This window comes from Streptomyces sp. P1-3 (genome assembly GCF_050613155.1).
In the GTDB taxonomy this organism is placed as follows: Bacteria; Actinomycetota; Actinomycetes; order Streptomycetales; family Streptomycetaceae; genus Streptomyces.
Map to the genome: position 1 here is coordinate 6816509 of NZ_CP192512.1, position 15870 is coordinate 6832378.

14 protein-coding genes and 1 pseudogene are annotated in these 15870 nt (G+C 69.9%); 11 read left to right on the forward strand and 4 right to left on the reverse strand.

The genetic code is table 11. The features are described from left to right. Positions 1-51: 51 nt before the first annotated feature. From ACQUSR_RS29130 to ACQUSR_RS29170, 9 genes and pseudogenes are all read left to right on the forward strand, one after another. Positions 52-261, forward strand: a complete 210-nt coding sequence (locus tag ACQUSR_RS29130) for an MbtH family protein (protein WP_431045578.1) — start codon at positions 52-54, stop codon at positions 259-261. A gap of 28 nt (positions 262-289) precedes the next feature. Then, positions 290-1531, forward strand: a complete 1242-nt coding sequence (locus ACQUSR_RS29135; protein ID WP_431045579.1) for an MFS transporter — start codon at positions 290-292, stop codon at positions 1529-1531. A gap of 30 nt (positions 1532-1561) precedes the next feature. Then, on the forward strand, positions 1562-2683 hold the full coding sequence (locus ACQUSR_RS29140) for an amidinotransferase (protein WP_431045581.1): 1122 nt from the start codon (positions 1562-1564) through the stop codon (positions 2681-2683). Further along, entirely contained in the window at positions 2683-3687 is a 1005-nt protein-coding gene (locus ACQUSR_RS29145; protein WP_431045583.1) for a fatty acid desaturase family protein, read from the forward strand. Before ACQUSR_RS29140 ends, ACQUSR_RS29145 begins: the two co-directional genes overlap by 1 nt. Further along, positions 3684-4547: a hypothetical protein gene (locus ACQUSR_RS29150; protein ID WP_431045585.1), complete on the forward strand. Its 864-nt coding sequence runs from the start codon at positions 3684-3686 to the stop codon at positions 4545-4547. The genes ACQUSR_RS29145 and ACQUSR_RS29150 overlap by 4 nt, the downstream gene beginning before the upstream one ends. Before the next feature lie 639 nt (positions 4548-5186). Beyond that, positions 5187-5498 (forward strand): annotated as a pseudogene (locus ACQUSR_RS29155) (SMI1/KNR4 family protein); the annotation flags it as partial. A gap of 83 nt (positions 5499-5581) precedes the next feature. Next, the gene (locus ACQUSR_RS29160; protein ID WP_431048017.1) at positions 5582-6463 is read left to right on the forward strand and encodes a hypothetical protein; all 882 of its coding nucleotides are present in this window, start codon (positions 5582-5584) and stop codon (positions 6461-6463) included. Positions 6464-6812: 349 nt separating this feature from the next. Further along, entirely contained in the window at positions 6813-7286 is a 474-nt protein-coding gene (locus ACQUSR_RS29165; protein ID WP_431045587.1) for a carboxymuconolactone decarboxylase family protein, read from the forward strand. Between the two features lie 175 nt (positions 7287-7461). Beyond that, positions 7462-8385 (forward strand): RNA polymerase sigma-70 factor, encoded by a 924-nt coding sequence (locus ACQUSR_RS29170; protein ID WP_431045589.1) that lies wholly within the window; start codon positions 7462-7464, stop codon positions 8383-8385. A 147-nt stretch (positions 8386-8532) separates the two neighbouring features. Here ACQUSR_RS29170 and ACQUSR_RS29175 read toward each other — a convergent pair whose 3' ends face one another. After that, positions 8533-10725 carry an ABC1 kinase family protein gene (locus tag ACQUSR_RS29175; RefSeq protein WP_431045591.1) on the reverse strand — a complete coding sequence of 731 codons (2193 nt, stop codon included), beginning with the start codon at positions 10723-10725 and terminating at the stop codon, positions 8533-8535. A gap of 104 nt (positions 10726-10829) precedes the next feature. Continuing rightward, complete coding sequence (locus ACQUSR_RS29180) at positions 10830-11804, reverse strand: aldo/keto reductase (protein WP_431045593.1); 975 nt, start codon at positions 11802-11804, stop codon at positions 10830-10832. Between the two features lie 104 nt (positions 11805-11908). Between ACQUSR_RS29180 and ACQUSR_RS29185 the strand changes: the two genes are divergently transcribed. Continuing rightward, entirely contained in the window at positions 11909-12817 is a 909-nt protein-coding gene (locus ACQUSR_RS29185; RefSeq protein WP_431045595.1) for a TauD/TfdA family dioxygenase, read from the forward strand. Between the two features lie 33 nt (positions 12818-12850). On the opposite strand, the gene ACQUSR_RS29190 is transcribed toward ACQUSR_RS29185, so the two are convergent. After that, positions 12851-13183 (reverse strand): cupin domain-containing protein, encoded by a 333-nt coding sequence (locus ACQUSR_RS29190; RefSeq protein WP_431045597.1) that lies wholly within the window; start codon positions 13181-13183, stop codon positions 12851-12853. Positions 13184-13253: 70 nt separating this feature from the next. Here ACQUSR_RS29190 and ACQUSR_RS29195 point away from each other — a divergent pair, with 70 nt between their 5' ends. Next, positions 13254-14204, forward strand: coding sequence for a helix-turn-helix domain-containing protein (locus ACQUSR_RS29195; RefSeq protein WP_431045599.1), 951 nt, complete (start codon positions 13254-13256; stop codon positions 14202-14204). Between the two features lie 205 nt (positions 14205-14409). Here ACQUSR_RS29195 and ACQUSR_RS29200 read toward each other — a convergent pair whose 3' ends face one another. Beyond that, a complete protein-coding gene (locus tag ACQUSR_RS29200; protein ID WP_431045601.1) occupies positions 14410-15642 on the reverse strand; it encodes an NAD(P)/FAD-dependent oxidoreductase in 1233 nt (410 codons plus the stop codon). Positions 15643-15870 lie beyond the last annotated feature (228 nt).

A 15870-nucleotide genomic window follows, 5' to 3' on the forward strand; every position in this document is an offset into this window, starting at 1 on the left:
ATAGCCCCGAAGCCGCCGTGCCGACAGTCGGACAGGATGAAAGGAGACCCCATGTCCAACCCGTTCGAGAACCCCGACGGAAGCTACCTGGTCCTGGTGAACGACGAGGGCCAGCATTCGCTCTGGCCCTCGTTCGCCGATGTACCGGAGGGATGGCGTGTCGTGCTCGGTCCCACCAGCCGACAGGAATGTATTGGCTACGTCAACGAGAACTGGACCGACCTGCGCCCGAAGAGCCTCGTCAGCCAAATGAACCGCTAGTCGCTCCCGCAACTTTGGAAGGTGCTCCATGGTGCAGCAGCAGGCGTGGTGGCGGCTCAACCGCTTTCCGCTGTTCGTCGCCGCCCGCACGCTGTCCGTTGTCGGGGACTTCGCCGCGGCGGCGGCCCTGACGGTCCACCTGTATCAGGAGACGCGGTCCGGGCTGGCGATCAGCGGGTTCTTCGCCGCCCGGATCATCCCTCGGCTGCTGGGCCCCCTCGGCGGCGCGCTATCCGACCGATTCGACCCGCGTACGCTGCTCATCTACTGCGATGTCGCCGCCACCACCTTCTACGTGGCGATCGCCTGGCTACAGCCGTCCTACTTCGCGCTGCTCGGCATGGTGCTGCTGGCGGAGTCGGTCGCCACGGTGTCCGCACCCGCCGCCCGAACCATGATCGCCAAGGCGATACCGGCCGAATCGCGGGCCAAGGCGAACGCCGTACTGATGATGATCGCGACCATCAGCATGACCGCGGGGTCGGGTCTCGGCGGCATGGTCTCCGGGCTCGGATACCGCTACGCCCTGGTCATCAACGCGGGGACCTTCGTGGCTTCGGCCGTTCTGCTCGGGATGATCCCGTTGAGCTCGGCCTCCCGGACCGCCCTACCCAAGCGGTCCACCCTGGTGAACTCCGCCCTGTCCGGAGTGCGGGCGCTGCTGAAGGACCGCCAACTCAGAGCCGTCGCCTTCGCCACGGCGGGAACCACCTTCGCGGTCGCCGTCGACCGGCCCGCCCTCATCGTGCTCGTCGAGGGCAGGCTGCATGCCGGGAGCAGCATGTACGGCTTCGTCCTCGGCGCGGCGAGTCTCGGCGGACTCCTCGCGGCGTTCATGGCCCTGAGGTCGAAACGCCTCGCCCCCTCGCTGCGCCTGTTCGCCGGCGCCGTGACGCTGCTCGCCATCGGCCACCTCGCCACCGGCGCCTCGTTCACCCTGGCCGTCCTCTTCGCCGCGACGCTGCTCGCCGGAGTCGCGGCATGCCTGCGGGACATATCCGGCACGACGCTGTTGCAGGGGTTCAAGAGCTCCGAATCCCTGGGCGTCGTGATGGGCACGGTCATGAGCGGGACATTCCTGGCCGACGCGTTCGGCTCGCTGGTCGGCGGCCTGCTCACGGACGCCGTCGGCCCACGTCTCACCTATGCGGTGGGCGGCAGCATGATGCTGATCACCGCGGCCCTGACCCCGTGGCGCAGCGCCTCCGCGACGAAGCGCGCCCCAGGAATCGCCCCTGCACGCGGCAGACAAGGGCCCGCAGCGGGCTGACCCCATCCACAGCAACACGAGGAGTACCCAATGAAGTCCGACGCGTCGATGCCCCCTGCCTCCGATGGCCTCTGCTGGACCGGTGAACAGCCGGGCAGCCCGGTCTCGTCGTACACCGAGTGGGATCCACTGGAAGAAGTCATCGTCGGCATCGTGGACGGAGCGAGCTTTCCGACCTGGCACATGGCCCTGCCACCGGTGCTTCCCGGCAACCAGCTCGGCACCTTCCGCCGCCAGGCCGGCCGCCCCTTTCCCGCCGATCGGATTGCCGCCGCCCACGCGGAGTTGGAGGAGCTCGTCCGCATTCTCGAGGGGGAGGGAGTAACCGTACGCCGTCCGGAGGCGATTCCACAGCGCACGCCCTACAGCACATTGGACTGGACGAGCACGGGGATGTATGCGGCGATGCCCCGGGACACGCTGCTGGTCGTCGGCGACGAGATCATCGAATGCCCCATGGCCTGGCGTTCCCGTTATTACGAGAACCTCGCGTACCGGCCGCTTCTGAAGGAGTACTTCAGGGGCGGAGCCAAGTGGAGCGCAGGGCCGAAGCCGGAGCTCACGGACGACCAGTTCGACCAGGACTGGGTCGACCCTGGTGAGCAGGGCCCGCCGCGGCTCGTCGTGACCGAATTCGAACCGACCTTCGACGCTGCCGATTTCGTCCGCTGCGGCCGCGACATCATCGCGCAGAAGAGCAACGTCACCAACGAATTCGGTATCGAGTGGCTGCGCCGTCACCTCGGCGATGAATACCGCGTCCATGTACTCGAATTCCATGACACACACCCGATGCACATCGATGCGACCATCGCGCCGATGGCGCCGGGGAAGCTCCTCGTCAATCCCGAACGGGTTACCGCAGTGCCGGAGATCTTCAAGGGCTGGGACGTGATGGCCGCGCCCGCCCCGGTGATCCCCGACTCCCACCCGCTCTACATGACCAGCAAGTGGATCAACATGAACATTCTGATGCTGGACGAGCAGCGGGTGATCGTGGAGCGGCAGGACGAGCCCATGATCGACGCTATGAAGAACTTCGGGTTCACGCCGGTCCTGTGCGACTTCCGCAACTTCAACAGCTTCGGCGGCTCGTTTCACTGCGCCACCTTGGATGTGCGCCGTCGTGGGACGCTGGAGACCTACCTCTGATGGCGACCGGGCGAATATGGAGAAGCTCGCCCTGGGACGCGTTGCTGCTCGCGATCAGCGTCGCCCAGTTCGTCCTCACCCTCTGGCTGGCGGTCGGCTGGGCGGCCGGTTCGCACCTGGTTCGGGTCGGCGGATGCGCCGCCGTAGCCGCGATGACCACGTACAACATCATTGTCGTCTCCCATCTGTTCACCCACGCGCCGTGGTTCACCTCGAACCGGCTCAACGCGCTGGTCTCGGTGCTCAATTCGATGAACATCGGCCAGTCGGTCCAGGCGTACCGGCTGACCCATGTACGCAATCACCATCGCTTCAACAATGACTCCAAGGCCGAGGACGGTACGACACGGGACCTCTCCTCGACGTACCGCGCCGGCAAGGACGGCGAACACGCCCCGCTGCCGCGCTACGCGGTCGGTGGGGCGCTGCGGTCGTTTGCCGACAGAGGCAGGGAGGTGCTGTACGTACGACGGCTCTGGAGGGTCGGTCGGGACGAGACGGTGCTGTGCTCCCTTGCCTCCCGCGGGGCAGCGCGCCGTGCTCGGGAGCTGCGCCAGATCCAGGCCGACCGCGCCGCACATGTCTTGGTGCTGGTGCTGTTCGCGGCGATCTCGTGGCAGTGGCTGCTGCTCTGCTACGCCCCCGCCTTCCTGCTCTCCCTGACCATCGTGAACGTACAGAACTACTACCGGCATTACGGTGCCGACCCGCACGAGCGCGCCGCGGATTCAGTGAGCTACTACGGACGCCTGTACAACCTGGTCACGTTCAACGACGGCTACCACCAGGAGCACCACCTCAGTCCGACGGCGCACTGGTCCGATCTGCCGGCCGTGCGCGAGCGGAACCGGGCCCGGCTGGATGCCCAGCCCCGGATCGTCAGCCCCGTCCCGGCCATGCTCGGCTTCCTGCACCGACGGCGCCCCCTGCTGCACCGCGGCGTCGAGGGGTGTCCGCACGCCTCGGAGGCCGGCCGGTACCAGCAAGAGGTGAAGGCACCGTGACCACGCTCCCGAAGGCGACCCGCATCACGGGCAGGACCTTGGAGGCACATCAGTTCCGCATACACGAGACATTCCAGGCCGTGGACACCAAGGCCGTGTTCCAGGTCCTGCGAGGGGAGCTCGCCGCCTATCGGATCAGCGGATTCGTCCGCGCGGAGGACTGCGCGCGGATCGCGGCGAACTTCTGGTCCTCGCCCCTTCGCAAGCCCCGGTACGGCGAGGGCGACGACGGAGTCGAGGGTTATATCGTCGGGGCCTCGCACATCGAGAAGAACACGGACCAGTACCTGGCGGAGGTCGAGCAGTCCGCGGAGGCTGTCCGGAGCCTGTTCCGGGGGGCGGCGGACCCGGTATCGGTGCTGCGCGCACGGCTGGCCGAGGAGGGGGCCGTGGCGCGGGCCCGTCCCGCAGCACACGAGGGACGCACCGCCGGCGAGGTGAAGGCGGTGTGCTGGAACAACGGCGGTGACTTCCTGCTGCTTCCCCACGAGGACCTGGCCCAGCTCCGCGACCCTCGGCAGACAGGCTTCGAGATCCAGCGGCTGCGCCGGGTCATGGCCGTCAACGTCTACCCGCACGTGCCCCCTGGAACGGGGCAGATCAAGCTGTGGAACGTCGAGCCGGACGACTGCTCCCGCGAGGCGCTCGGGCTGGCCCATAGCGGATTCCCGTATCCACCGGAGCTCCTCGAAGGACGTCCCAGCCTGGTCGTTCCGGTGGCGACCGGAGACCTGTGCGTGATCAACGGAAACCTCGCACACGCGGTCCTGGGCGGATCCGCCGCGGCGGCCGGCAAGCGTCTGCTGCTGACCTGCTTCACCGCCTTGAACGATGACGGCGAGCTGCTGTGGTGGACCTAGCGAGGGCATGTCCGAGCTCTCTTGCACTGCTTCGCCGCGGCGCCCCCTGTGAGGCGCAGCCCGCCGCCCACACCGGCCACCACACCCAACTCGATGCCCTGGCCACCGCCCCCGCTCCTCTCACGCCTGCACCCACCCGCCCACCACGACATCCGGCCCCTGCGCGCGCCGCGGCGGCTGAGCGCCGCCGTCCGCCACCCCCCAAGAACCCGTCTTCCTCACCGTGGCCCGCTCCACCGCCACCCCCGATGTCAGGTGCACACAGTCTCCATGTCGGTGGTCGCTGCCATGATGCCTGGCAACATCGGCAGCACGGGAGCAGAGCATGGTGGAGCAGGCAGTACGCCCCATAGTCGAGCCATAGTCGAGGCGATCGTCGCGAAGGCCCCGAGCGGCTGGACGCACGCGGTACTGCACGGCCGGGCAGGGCGGGGCGGTTCCTCGGTGACCGGCGGCTACGCCCGGCAGAGGGAGCGCTGGAACGTCGGCATGCCCAAGCCCCACGTGGAACTCATGGCACTGGCGGAGACGCTGCGCGAGGACCGCGGATGGGAACCCGTCAGCCTTGAGATCCAGTGCCGGCCGTCCGGCGAGTACCGGCTCGTCGCCTTCGACGACGCCATCACCTATGTGACCGGGATGGGCAGCGGCTTCCAAGTGGTCCTGGACCCCGATTACCGGTTGCCCCAGCCCGGCCTGCACCAGGAGCCCGGCGCAGCCGCTCCGGCGGGCGGCCCCGAGCTGGCCGTGGCCCGCTTCCGCGCCTACCTCGAACGGCGCGCCGCGATCCTGGGACACCCCGACGAACTGCCCCCGCCCGCCACCGCCGCCGCGATCGAGGACGCCGAACGCCGCCTTGGCCGACGCCTGCCGGCCGATCTGCGGGCGCTCTACACGATCGCCGACGGCGACGGCATCGGCTACGAGAACCGCTACCTGTTCCAGGGCAACGCCTGGCTGTCGCTGGAGAGCCTCGTCGCCGAGTACACCGAGTGGAGAGCGGGCGAACGGCCCTGGTACGGCTGGGACCTGGAATGGGACGCCGTCGTCTTCGACACCACCCCCACCCCCACCGACACCGTCCGCCGCTGCGGAGCCCACCCCCCGGCTGGCTGCGCTTCGCCACCAGCCAGGACGGCAACTTCCTGGCCGTCGACACGGCCCCGGCCCGCAACGGTCGCCCCGGCCAGATCATCGGCACCGGCCGCGACTACGACGAGGGGCCCGCCTACGTCGCCGACTCGATCACCTCACTCCTCGGCCACCACCTGGAACTGCTGGACCAAGGCACCTACGAGAAGCACGGCGACCACATCTCCCTGCTCGAACCCGACTGCGATCCCGCCCCCCAACAGATCATCGGCGACATCCCCGACGAGGTGCCGCCCACCCTCCAGGCCATCCACATCAACAACGCCACCGGCCTCGTCGACCTCGCCCCGCTCACCGCCGCCCCCAACCTCCGCCGACTGCACCTCAACCGCTCCACCACCGCCGACCTGACGCCGGTGCGCGAACTGCCCGTCGAATCTCTGCGCGTCGCCCTCGACGACGGCGACCTGACCCCGCTCGCAGGCCACCCCCACCTCACATCCCTCGACCTGACGACCATCGTCCCGGTCGACCTCGCCCCCTTGCGCACCGTCCCCCACCTGCGCGGCCTCGACCTCTCCCGGGCCGACGTCCCCGCCCCGACCGTCCTGGCCGACCTGACGAACCTGCGCTACCTCTCCCTCACCGGACGGCAGTGGGCCACCCTGCTGAACGAGGGCAAAGTGCCCCCCACCCTCACCGCCGCCCGCCTGGCCGACACAGAGGCCACCCTCGACGAGGCCCTCGCCTGGGCAGCCCGCCTCGGCCTCAACACGGAGAACGCCCTCCGCGTCACCGGCACCCACGAGACCGCCGGCGGCTAACTGATCACCGCCGGCCACAGGACGGTGAAGGCAGGGGAGTGGGCGGATTCACGGCCGTTGTCCATGGGAGGGACGCGACGCCGACGTTCCTGGGCTGTTCCAGGCCGGTGGGATTGAAGTCGAGGGCCAGGGCGGGCAAGCCGCGGCGTGCGAGGTACAGGGCGTCGCGGCCGTCCCGGCGCCCAGGGGCTTGTCGAGGTGTCGGCAGATGGTGGGCGGATGACGCCGAATTCGGCGGCTGACGTGCGCCGACGGCCGGGAGACGCAGGTCACATTCGCTCATGTCACAGGGGGCCGGGCTACCCCGTCTCAGGGGGTGTAGCCACTGACGACCACAGAGGAGCACACCATGGACGCGCGACTGAACTTCGCCACCGGCCCGACCGCCCCCAAGGCCTTCAAGCACCTGATGTCGGCGGGCAAGGCGCTCAAGGAATCGCCGCTGCCGGCCGCGACGCAGGAGCTGGTGGCGCTGCGCGTGAGTCAGATCAACGGCTGTGCCGTATGCATCGACATGCACACCAAGGAGGCCGCCGCTGCCGGCGAGACCTCGGTGCGGCTGAACCTGGTCGCGGCGTGGCGGGAGGCCACGGTCTTCACCGACGCCGAGCGTGCCGCGCTGGAGCTGGCGGAGGAGGGAACCCGGGTCGCGGATGCGGCCGGTGGGGTCAGTGACGCGGTGTGGGCGTACGCCGCCAAGCACTACGACGAGGAGCAGCTCACCGCCCTGGTGGTCCTGGTCTCCTTCATGAACATGGCGAACCGGCTGAACCTCATCACCCAGCAGCCGGCCGGCAACTACGAGGTCGGGCAGTTCCACTGAGCGGCAGCGGCAGCGGCAGCGGCAGCGGCAACGGGCTCGGGGTCCGGCTGCGGGCTCCGGGCCCCCGGGCTCGGGGGCGTTACTCTGGCCTGCCGGTGGTCTGGATGATCATCAAAAGATGCCTGCGCCGGCGAGTAAGGCCGGGTGGGAGGGCTTCAGGGGGAGGGGATTCGGCGTGAGCAAGGTCGAGGAGTTCGAGGAGCTGCGGCCGCTGCTGTTCTCGATCGCCTATCGGATTCTGGGCAGTGTGGGTGAGGCCGAGGACGCGGTGCAGGATACGTGGCTGCGCTTTGACGGCTCGGCGACCCGGCCCACGTCGACCAAGGCATTTCTGTCGGCCGCGGTGACGCGGATCTCGATCGATGTGCTGCGTTCCGCGCGGGTGCGGCGCGAGGAGTACGTGGGCCCGTGGTTTCCCGAGCCGCTGCTCGCCGACCCCTATGAGGATCCGGCGCGGTCGGTGGAGCTGGCCGACTCGGTGTCGATGGCGGCGTTGCTGCTGCTGGAGCGGCTCAGTCCGCTGGAGCGTGCGGTCTTCGTGCTGCGGGAGGTGTTCGGCTTCGGGTTCGACGAGGTCGCCGTGGCGGTGGGGCGGTCGGAGGCGGCGTGCCGGCAGCTGCTGGTGCGGGCGCGGCGGCATATGGAGGCCGGGCGGCCGCGCTTCGAAGCGGACCGCAAAGAGCGGGAGGAACTGGCGTCGCGGTTCTTCGACGCCCTCCGCGAAGGCGACGTCGCCGGCCTGAGGGAAGTGCTCGCCGCCGACGTATCGATGGTCGGCGACGGCGGCGGCAAGGCTCCGCAGCTGGCCAGGGCCGTCATCGGCGCCGAGAACGTGGCCCGTCTGCTTGCCTCCGTCTTCCCCCTGATGGCCCGGATCGACGTGACATGGGAGCCGCACGAGGTCAACGGCCAGCCGGGCGCGATCTTCCGCGACCGGGACGGCAAGGTCCTCAACACCATGGCGCTCGACGTACTCGACGGGCAGATCCAGACGATCCGCTCGGTGATCAACCCCGAGAAGCTCGGGCATGTGGGCCCGGTAGCGGACGCCTGGGCAGTCCACCGCGAAGTAAGACAGGCACGCCGGCCTACGGCATGACCGCAACGGCCGACCGTACCTCGAACCCCCGACGAGCGGCTCAACGCCTTTACCGGCAGGAGGACTTCGCCATCCCGGGGGATGGGGGATGGGGCGAGGGCGCGCTGATCACCGCTGCGCCCTCACCCCGCCCCCTGGGGCGCGAGGTCATGGCGATCGGCGCATCGCCCCGTACAGCACCCGCAGCGACAGGACCGCGCTGACCGCCAGCAGGTTGTAGCCCAGCAGCGGGAAGAGCTCCAGCTCGGTGGTGACCCGCGGCCCGCGTCCGGTGCCGAAGACCAGCATCATCACCCCCATCACTCCGGTGCCGGTGGCCAGCAGCGCGACCAGCAGCTGATGGAACAGGCCGGAGAGGTAGCGGCGGTCCCGCTCGTCCGCGAGGAACCGGATCCGCATGCCTAGGCGGCCCTGCTCGACGGATGAGCTGATGCGTTCGACGCGGCGGGGGAGGCGGCGCAGCATGGGCAGCAGCGGCAGGATCTCCTGGGCCACGGTGCGGGTGAGCGAGGCGCCGTCGACGGCCGCCGGGTCACCCGGATCCGGGGCGCCGGTCCAGCGCGCGTAGGACTCGGCCGCGCGGGCGGCGATCCGGCCGCTTACCCCGCCTGGCCCGCCTGGCCCGCCGGACAGCCGGTCCGCGAGCAGCTCGGTGGCGGTGCGGCGGGCCTCGTCGACCAGCCGGAAGCCGGGGCAGAGGCGCGCCAGGGTGCCCTCCAGGGTGGCCAGCGCACGGAAGACCGCGGCGGCCTCCGGCGGCACGGTGAGATCGAAGTGGGTGAGCAGCCGGAAGAGCGCGGTGAACATCTCCACGTCGGGCTGGACTCCGGCGCCCAGATGACGGGCCATGAAGCGGCCCAGCTCCCGTTCCAGGAGGAGGGTGTCCAGCTCCGCCTCCTCGCCACCGGGACCGTCCGCGCGCGGGCCGAGCAGCTCAAGCAGCGCATCGCACATCCCGGCCGGGTCACCGCGGTCCACGGCCAGCAGCAGGTGCTGGATGGCAGCCCGCACGGTCGGGTCGATCCGGCCCACCGAGCCGAAGTCCAGCAGACCGACCCGGGCTCCGTCGGCGAGCAGCAGCATGTTGCCGGGGTGCGGATCGGCGTGGAAGACACCGTCCCGCATGATCTGCCGGAGCATCGCGCCCAACAGGGTGCGGGCCAACTCCGCACGGTCCAGCCCGCGCTCGTCGGCGGCAGCCCCGGCATGCTCCAGGGTGACGCCGTCCAGCCACTCCTGCACCAGCACGCGGGTGGAGGAGAGCTGGTGATCCACCCGGGGCACCTTCACCGGCGCGTCCGGTGCATGCCCGCCGCAGGCCGCCGCCACCGCGTCGGCGTTCCGCGCCTCGATCCGGAAGTCCAGCTCCTCGCGGACCGCCATGGCGAAGCCGTCCGCCAGTTCCCGCAGACCGAATGCCTGCACGGCGCGGGCCCGGACATGCAGACCCTGGGCTATGGCCAGCACGATGTCGAGGTCGCGCTCGACGGACTCGCGGACACCGGGCCGCTGCACCTTCACCGCTACGGTGCTGCCGTCCCGCAGCCGGGCCCGGTGCACCTGGGCGATGGAGGCGGCGGCCAACGGCTCGCGGTCGAACTCGGCGAAGACCTTGTCGACCGGCGCGCCCAACTCCTCGCGGAGCACCGCCTCGACCTCGGGCCAGGGCGCGGGCGGTACATCGTTCTGCAGTCGGCTGAGCTCGTCGACGACATGGGGCGGCAGCAGATCGCGCCGGGTCGACAGCACTTGGCCGAGTTTGATGAACGTACCCCCGCACTCCTCCAGCGCCAGCCGCAGCGAGCGGGCGGCGTGCAGGCCCGCCTCGTCCGGATGCGCCGCCCGGTCCAGGCTGGCCCGCCCGCGCACATAGCGGCCCAGGTCGTGGCGCATGAAGATGCGGCTGATCTGGGAGTAGCGACGGGCCCGGACCAGCCGGCGGCGCAGCAGCCGCAGCCACTGCACCGGCCGGATCCAGCTGCCGGACGGAAACGCCACCTCGATGACGACGAGTACGGTCATGGCCGCCAGCAGCGACAGCGTCATCCCGACCGTGGACAGGGCCGCCAGACTCTTCTGGTCGTCGATCACGACGCCGAACGCCTGGAACGTGGCAACCCCGGTCAGCCCGGCCACAATGGTGCGCAGCAGCCCGACCCGGATGCCGAGCAGCCGGCGTGAGCCCACCGAGACGCCGACCACGAACAGGGTCACGGTGGCCGCGGCGACCAGCGCGGTCAGCGGCCAGGTGGCGGCCTTCGCGGCGGCCCCCGCAGCGAGGGCGCTGCCCGCGGATATGGCGGGGTCGACGGCGGCGGCATGGGCTGCCAGATCGGGCATGGAGCGGTCCCCTTCGGGGTGGATGGTCCGGTCCCGCGCGATCATGGTGCGCGGCGGAGATCATCGTGGCGTCCGGACCATGCCGGGAGCAACTGACGGAATCTCTACTTCTCGAGTCGGGACAGGTCGGGCGCGCGGTCGCCTTCGGCTTCCGGGATGGCTGCGGTGATGGACCGGAGCTGTGCGTCGGTGAGTGTCACCGCGAGCGCGCCGATGTTCTCCTCGAGGTGCGCGCGACGGCGCATGCCGGGTATGGGGATCACGGTGTCCCCTTGCGCCAGCACCCAGGCGAGGGCCAGTTGCGCCGGCGTGCAGCCGATGTCCACCGCGAGTGCGCGTACGCGCTGGACCAGGCGCAGGTTGGCGAGCAGGTTGGCTCCCCGGAAGCGGGGCTGTCCGCGTCGGATGTCGTCGGGGGCCAGCTCGTCCACGGACGTGAGGGTCCCGGTGAGGAGGCCGCGGCCGAGAGGCGAGTACGGGACGAGCGCGACGCCCAGTTCGCGGGCTGCGGGCAGGATGTCCCGCTCCAGGCCGCGGGTACACAGCGAGTACTCGCTCTGCAGAGCCGCGATGGGCCCTGCCGCGCATGCCCGGCGCAGGGTGCGGGCGTTCACCTCCGACAGGCCGAGGTGCCGGACCTTGCCCTCTGCCACGAGTTCGGCCATCGCGCCGACCGTCTCCTCGATCGGCACGTCCGGGTTGCGGCGGTGGAGGTAGTACAGGTCGAGGTGGTCGACGTCGAGACGTCGCAGTGAAGCCTCGCATGCCCGCTTCGCGTACTGCGGGGATGAGTCAACCCTCCGTGCTCCCGGGTCGGTTCCGCGGACGACGCCGAACTTGCTGGCGAGGAAGACCTGGTGGCGGCGCCCCGCGAGGGCCCGGCCCACGAACTCCTCGTTGGTGTACGGGCCGTACATGTCGGCCGTGTCGAAAAGGGTGACCCCTGTGTCGAGTGCGCGATGGATGGTGGCGACGGCTTCGCCCTCATCGGTGGGGCCGTAGAACTCGGACATGCCCATGCAGCCGAGACCGATCGCCGACACCAGTGGACCACCACGGCCCAGCCGTCTCTGCTCCACCAGTCCCCCTCGAGCCACGGGAGGCCAGCGTAGTTCCGACGGGACAGCAGACGGACGGCTGATTTCCGTCTCCTCGCACCCGGGTTGGTGCTTCTAGTCTCGCCATGTCCGGCAGGAAGGAGGACGACGTCGTGCGTCGCGCCGCCGTGACCGGCTGGAGCCGTCATTCCTTCGCCTCGCCGGCGGTCTTCCGGCTCCCGTACGTAGCCGATCACGTGGTACTCGCCCGCCGAACGCGTAAGGCGCTGCTCGACGGTCCCGGCTTCGCCGTGGTGACCGGCGTTCCCGTCACCTCGATGACCATCCAGGACCTCCAGCGGTTCAGTGAGTCGATGCTCAGCCACCTCGGAGTGCCGCTCACTCAAGGGCGCGGTGCGGACATGGCCCGTGCCTGGCTGGTACGGGACGAGGGCGTCTCCGCGCACACCGACGACCGCCGCTTCCACGAGAACGCCTACACATCGAAGTCACGCGGCTACCTGCACCTGCACAACGACCGGGCCGTCCGGCCCTTCGGCCACGAGCCGGACTATCTCGCCCTGCTCACCCACCGACGAGCCCGGCAGGGCGGTGACTCCCTCCTGGCGGACGGCTGGGCCGTCCACCAGATCCTGTGCGAGGAGTTCCCGCGGGAGCTGGACGTGCTGCACACCCCCTTCCCCTTCGACAGGCGCCATGTCACGCCACCGGGCGGGTCGCCGGTGGTGTGGGCACCGGTCTTCGAAGAACGCGACGGCCGCGTACACGTCCGGTGCAATGTCAAGCGGAACGAGACCGCGGCCGAACTGACCGGGGCACCACTGCCCTCCGGCAAACGCGCGGCGCTCGACGCCCTCAAGCACGTCCTCGACCGACCGGATCTCAGAGTCTCGATCCTCCTGGAGGCAGGGGACTGCCTGATCACCGATGACCGCCGGGTCCTGCACGGCCGAACAGCCTACGACGACCACGCCACACTGCGGCGCTGCCTGGTCCGCGTCATGCTCACCGACGGCTCTGACGCCGATCGCTGAAGACGCCATCGCTACATTCGGTCAGTTGGCGATCTAGCCTTCGGGGTAGAAGACGAACAGCGTGCAACCCGTCATCGTCTGCGGGATGTGCGAGGAGCCTGCGGGGGCATGGATGAAGGAGCCGGCGGGATAGTCCCGGTCACCGTCGTTGAAGACGCCGGATACCACGAAGACCTCCTCGGGCCCCGGTTCGTGAACGTCGATTCCCTGCCAGCACGTGTTCGGGTCCATCTCGAGCACATGGGCCTTCGCGCCGTTACTTCCCAGCCACAGCGGGCGCAGGCGGATACCCGGGAAGAGCTCGCGAACCGGGGCGTCCTGCACCGAGGCCCACACGTAGCCGAGCGTGTTCTGGTCTGTCGTCATGGAGCCAGCCTCTCCGACCGCTGCGCCCCTGCCGAGTGTCAGGGATGACATCCTGAGGTACTTTCCTGCCATGCATCGAGTAGTCGCACTCGTCCGCTCACCGCAGTCGGCCTTCGAACTCGGCTGCGCGGCAGAGGTGTTCGGGATGGAGAGGCGAGGGCTTCCGACGCGGTACGCGTTCAGCGTGTGCACTGGGCATCCCGGACCCGTCGCGACCTGCGCCGGGTACGCCATGCTCGTGACCGACGGACTCGACGCGCTCGACCAGGCAGACACCGTGATCATCCCCGGGTGGCTGCCCACCGAGGAGCCACCCTCGCCTGCGGTCACCCGGTCCCTGCGGCGCGCACACGACCGCGGAGCGCGACTGGTCAGCATCTGCACCGGTGCCTTCGCACTGGCGCACGCCGGTCTGCTGGACGGGCGACGGGCGACCACGCACTGGGCCCGAGCGGACGAACTGGCCGCACGCTTCCCAGCCGTCCACATCGACCGGGACGTGCTCTACGTGGATCACGGCGACGTGGCCACCAGCGCAGGCGCCGGAGCCGGCATCGACCTGTGCCTCCACCTGGTACGCACCGACCAGGGGGCCGGATACGCCGCCCACGTCGCTCGGAGCATGGTCATGCCGCCCCACCGCGAGGGCGGCCAGTTGCAGTACGCGGCGCCACCGCACCCCGCCCAGATTGACGGTTCGCTTGCGCCATTGCTGGAGTGGATGACAGGGCGACTCGGCGAACCGCTCACGGTCGAGGACCTGGCCGCGCGGGCCGGCGTCTCGTCACGCACGCTCGCCCGCCGGTTCACCGACCAGCTGGGCATCGGCCCTGGACACTGGCTGCTGGCCCAGCGGATAGCCGTGGCACGGGAGTTGTTGGAAACCACCGACCTCCCGTTGGACGCCGTCGCTCGCCGCGTCGGCCTCTCCTCGGCCACCAACCTCCGCAGGCGCTTCCTTCGCGCCCTGGGCACGACGCCAGGTGCCTACCGCAGGGCGTTCAGGGCCCACCCCCGATAACACTTCACCGGCTGCCTGTTCACGTGCAGCGTCGACAATGACCAGGCCCCCTTCCCTGTACGTCTCCCTCCGACATGACGGGAACAGGGGCCCGCAAGGCCCGGGTCGGCGGCGGGGCCACCATGAGCCATCTCGACCGGGCGGCCGAGCACATTGCGCGCTCCGTCGCTTCGCCTTCTCACACCTGCACCACTGTGTCCGCACGTCATCCGTGGGTGAGCCGGTCCAGTGGCACGTCCGGGTCGGCCAGCCTTGATCGGTCGATCCGCTGGCCGGACCGGATCAGTTGCTGGATTGTCTCGTTGACGTCCCAGATGTTGACGTTCATGCCCGCCAGCACGCGGCCGTCGGCCTGCCAGAAGGCGATGAACTCGCGGCTCGCCGGATCGCCACGTACCACCACGTCGTCGTAGCCGCCGGGTTCGGTGTAGCCCGCGTATTCCATGCCGAGGTCGTACTGGTCGGTGAAGAAGTACGGGACGCGGTCGTAGACCGCGGGCTCGCCCAGCATCGAACGCGCGGCTGTCGCGGGCTGGTGGAGGGCGTTGGCCCAGTGCTCCACACGGATGTGCTTGCCCAGCATCGGGTGCCAGGCGTTGGCCACGTCACCGGCCGCGTGGATGTGGGGGTCGGAGGTCCGCAGGGAGGCGTCGACCACGACGCCGTTGTCGACGCGCAGGCCGGATTCGGTGGCCAACCGTGTGTTGGGGGTGACGCCGATGCCGACCACGATCGCGTCGGCGTCGATGCGTGCGCCGTCGGCGAGCCGTACCCCGGCGGCGCTTCCCCGCTCGCCGACGATCTCGGTGACCTGCGCGCCGAGCCGCAGGTCCACGCCGTGGTCGCGGTGCAGGTCGGCGAAGACGGGCGCGATCCGCCGACCCATGACGCGCAGCAGTGGCAGCTCGTCCGCCTCCAGGAGGGTCGTCTCGACGCCGGCGTTCCGGGCGGCTGCCGCCACCTCCAGGCCGATCCAGCCCCCTCCGACGAGGACGATGCGGGAGGCGGTCCGGAAGGTGCTTCGGATGCGCTCGCAGTCGCCGACGCGGCGCAGGTAGAAGATGCCGTCGAGGTCGGCGCCCGGTAGGGGGAGGCGGCGTGGGGCCGCGCCGGTGGCCAGGAGCAGCTTGTCGTAGCCGATCGTCTCCCCGTCGGAGACGGTGACCGACCGACGGTCGCGGTCGATCGCGGTGACGGTGGTCCGCAGCCGCAGATCGATGTCCTGGTCGGTGTACCACTGCGACGGGTGGACGAAGATCTTTTCGCGGTCCTGCTTGCCCTGCAGGTAGCCCTTGGACAGCGGCGGCCGCTCATAGGGCGGCTCCGGCTCGTCCCCGATGAGCAGGATCCGGCCGTCGAAACCGTTCCCGCGCAGGGCCTCGGCGGCCTTGGCTCCGGCCAGGCTCGCTCCGACGATCACGAACGTGCGTGGTGCCATCAGGCGTGCTCCTCGGTGCCGTCATTCCGGTGGACGGGCGGTGTCCCTCTGCGACCGTCACGAGCCGCGGACACGAGCCGCGGTAAGGGTCCGTCGGGCCAAGACTCACCCATCAGCCGGGACGGCGCAGGTCGAGCCGCTCCCCGGGTGCGCCGACGCTGCTGCCACCGGATGATCGAAGCGTGGCATGTGCCGCGGCGTACGCGCCGCGGGATCGGCGGTCGACCG

What these genes read in the sequence shown, in the direction of transcription:
- ACQUSR_RS29135 (WP_431045579.1), top strand. Translation starts at nt 290, where the DNA reads ATGGTGCAGCAGCAGGCGTGGTGGCGGCTCAACCGCTTTCCGCTGTTC.
- ACQUSR_RS29190 (WP_431045597.1), bottom strand. Translation starts at nt 13,183, where the DNA reads ATGACGACAGACCAGAACACGCTCGGCTACGTGTGGGCCTCGGTGCAG.
- ACQUSR_RS29185 (WP_431045595.1), top strand. Translation starts at nt 11,909, where the DNA reads ATGTCCGGCAGGAAGGAGGACGACGTCGTGCGTCGCGCCGCCGTGACC.
- ACQUSR_RS29195 (WP_431045599.1), top strand. Translation starts at nt 13,254, where the DNA reads ATGCATCGAGTAGTCGCACTCGTCCGCTCACCGCAGTCGGCCTTCGAA.
- ACQUSR_RS29160 (WP_431048017.1), top strand. Translation starts at nt 5,582, where the DNA reads ATGGGACGCCGTCGTCTTCGACACCACCCCCACCCCCACCGACACCGT.
- ACQUSR_RS29130 (WP_431045578.1), top strand. Translation starts at nt 52, where the DNA reads ATGTCCAACCCGTTCGAGAACCCCGACGGAAGCTACCTGGTCCTGGTG.
- ACQUSR_RS29165 (WP_431045587.1), top strand. Translation starts at nt 6,813, where the DNA reads ATGGACGCGCGACTGAACTTCGCCACCGGCCCGACCGCCCCCAAGGCC.
- ACQUSR_RS29145 (WP_431045583.1), top strand. Translation starts at nt 2,683, where the DNA reads ATGGCGACCGGGCGAATATGGAGAAGCTCGCCCTGGGACGCGTTGCTG.
- ACQUSR_RS29200 (WP_431045601.1), bottom strand. Translation starts at nt 15,642, where the DNA reads ATGGCACCACGCACGTTCGTGATCGTCGGAGCGAGCCTGGCCGGAGCC.
- ACQUSR_RS29140 (WP_431045581.1), top strand. Translation starts at nt 1,562, where the DNA reads ATGAAGTCCGACGCGTCGATGCCCCCTGCCTCCGATGGCCTCTGCTGG.
- ACQUSR_RS29175 (WP_431045591.1), bottom strand. Translation starts at nt 10,725, where the DNA reads ATGCCCGATCTGGCAGCCCATGCCGCCGCCGTCGACCCCGCCATATCC.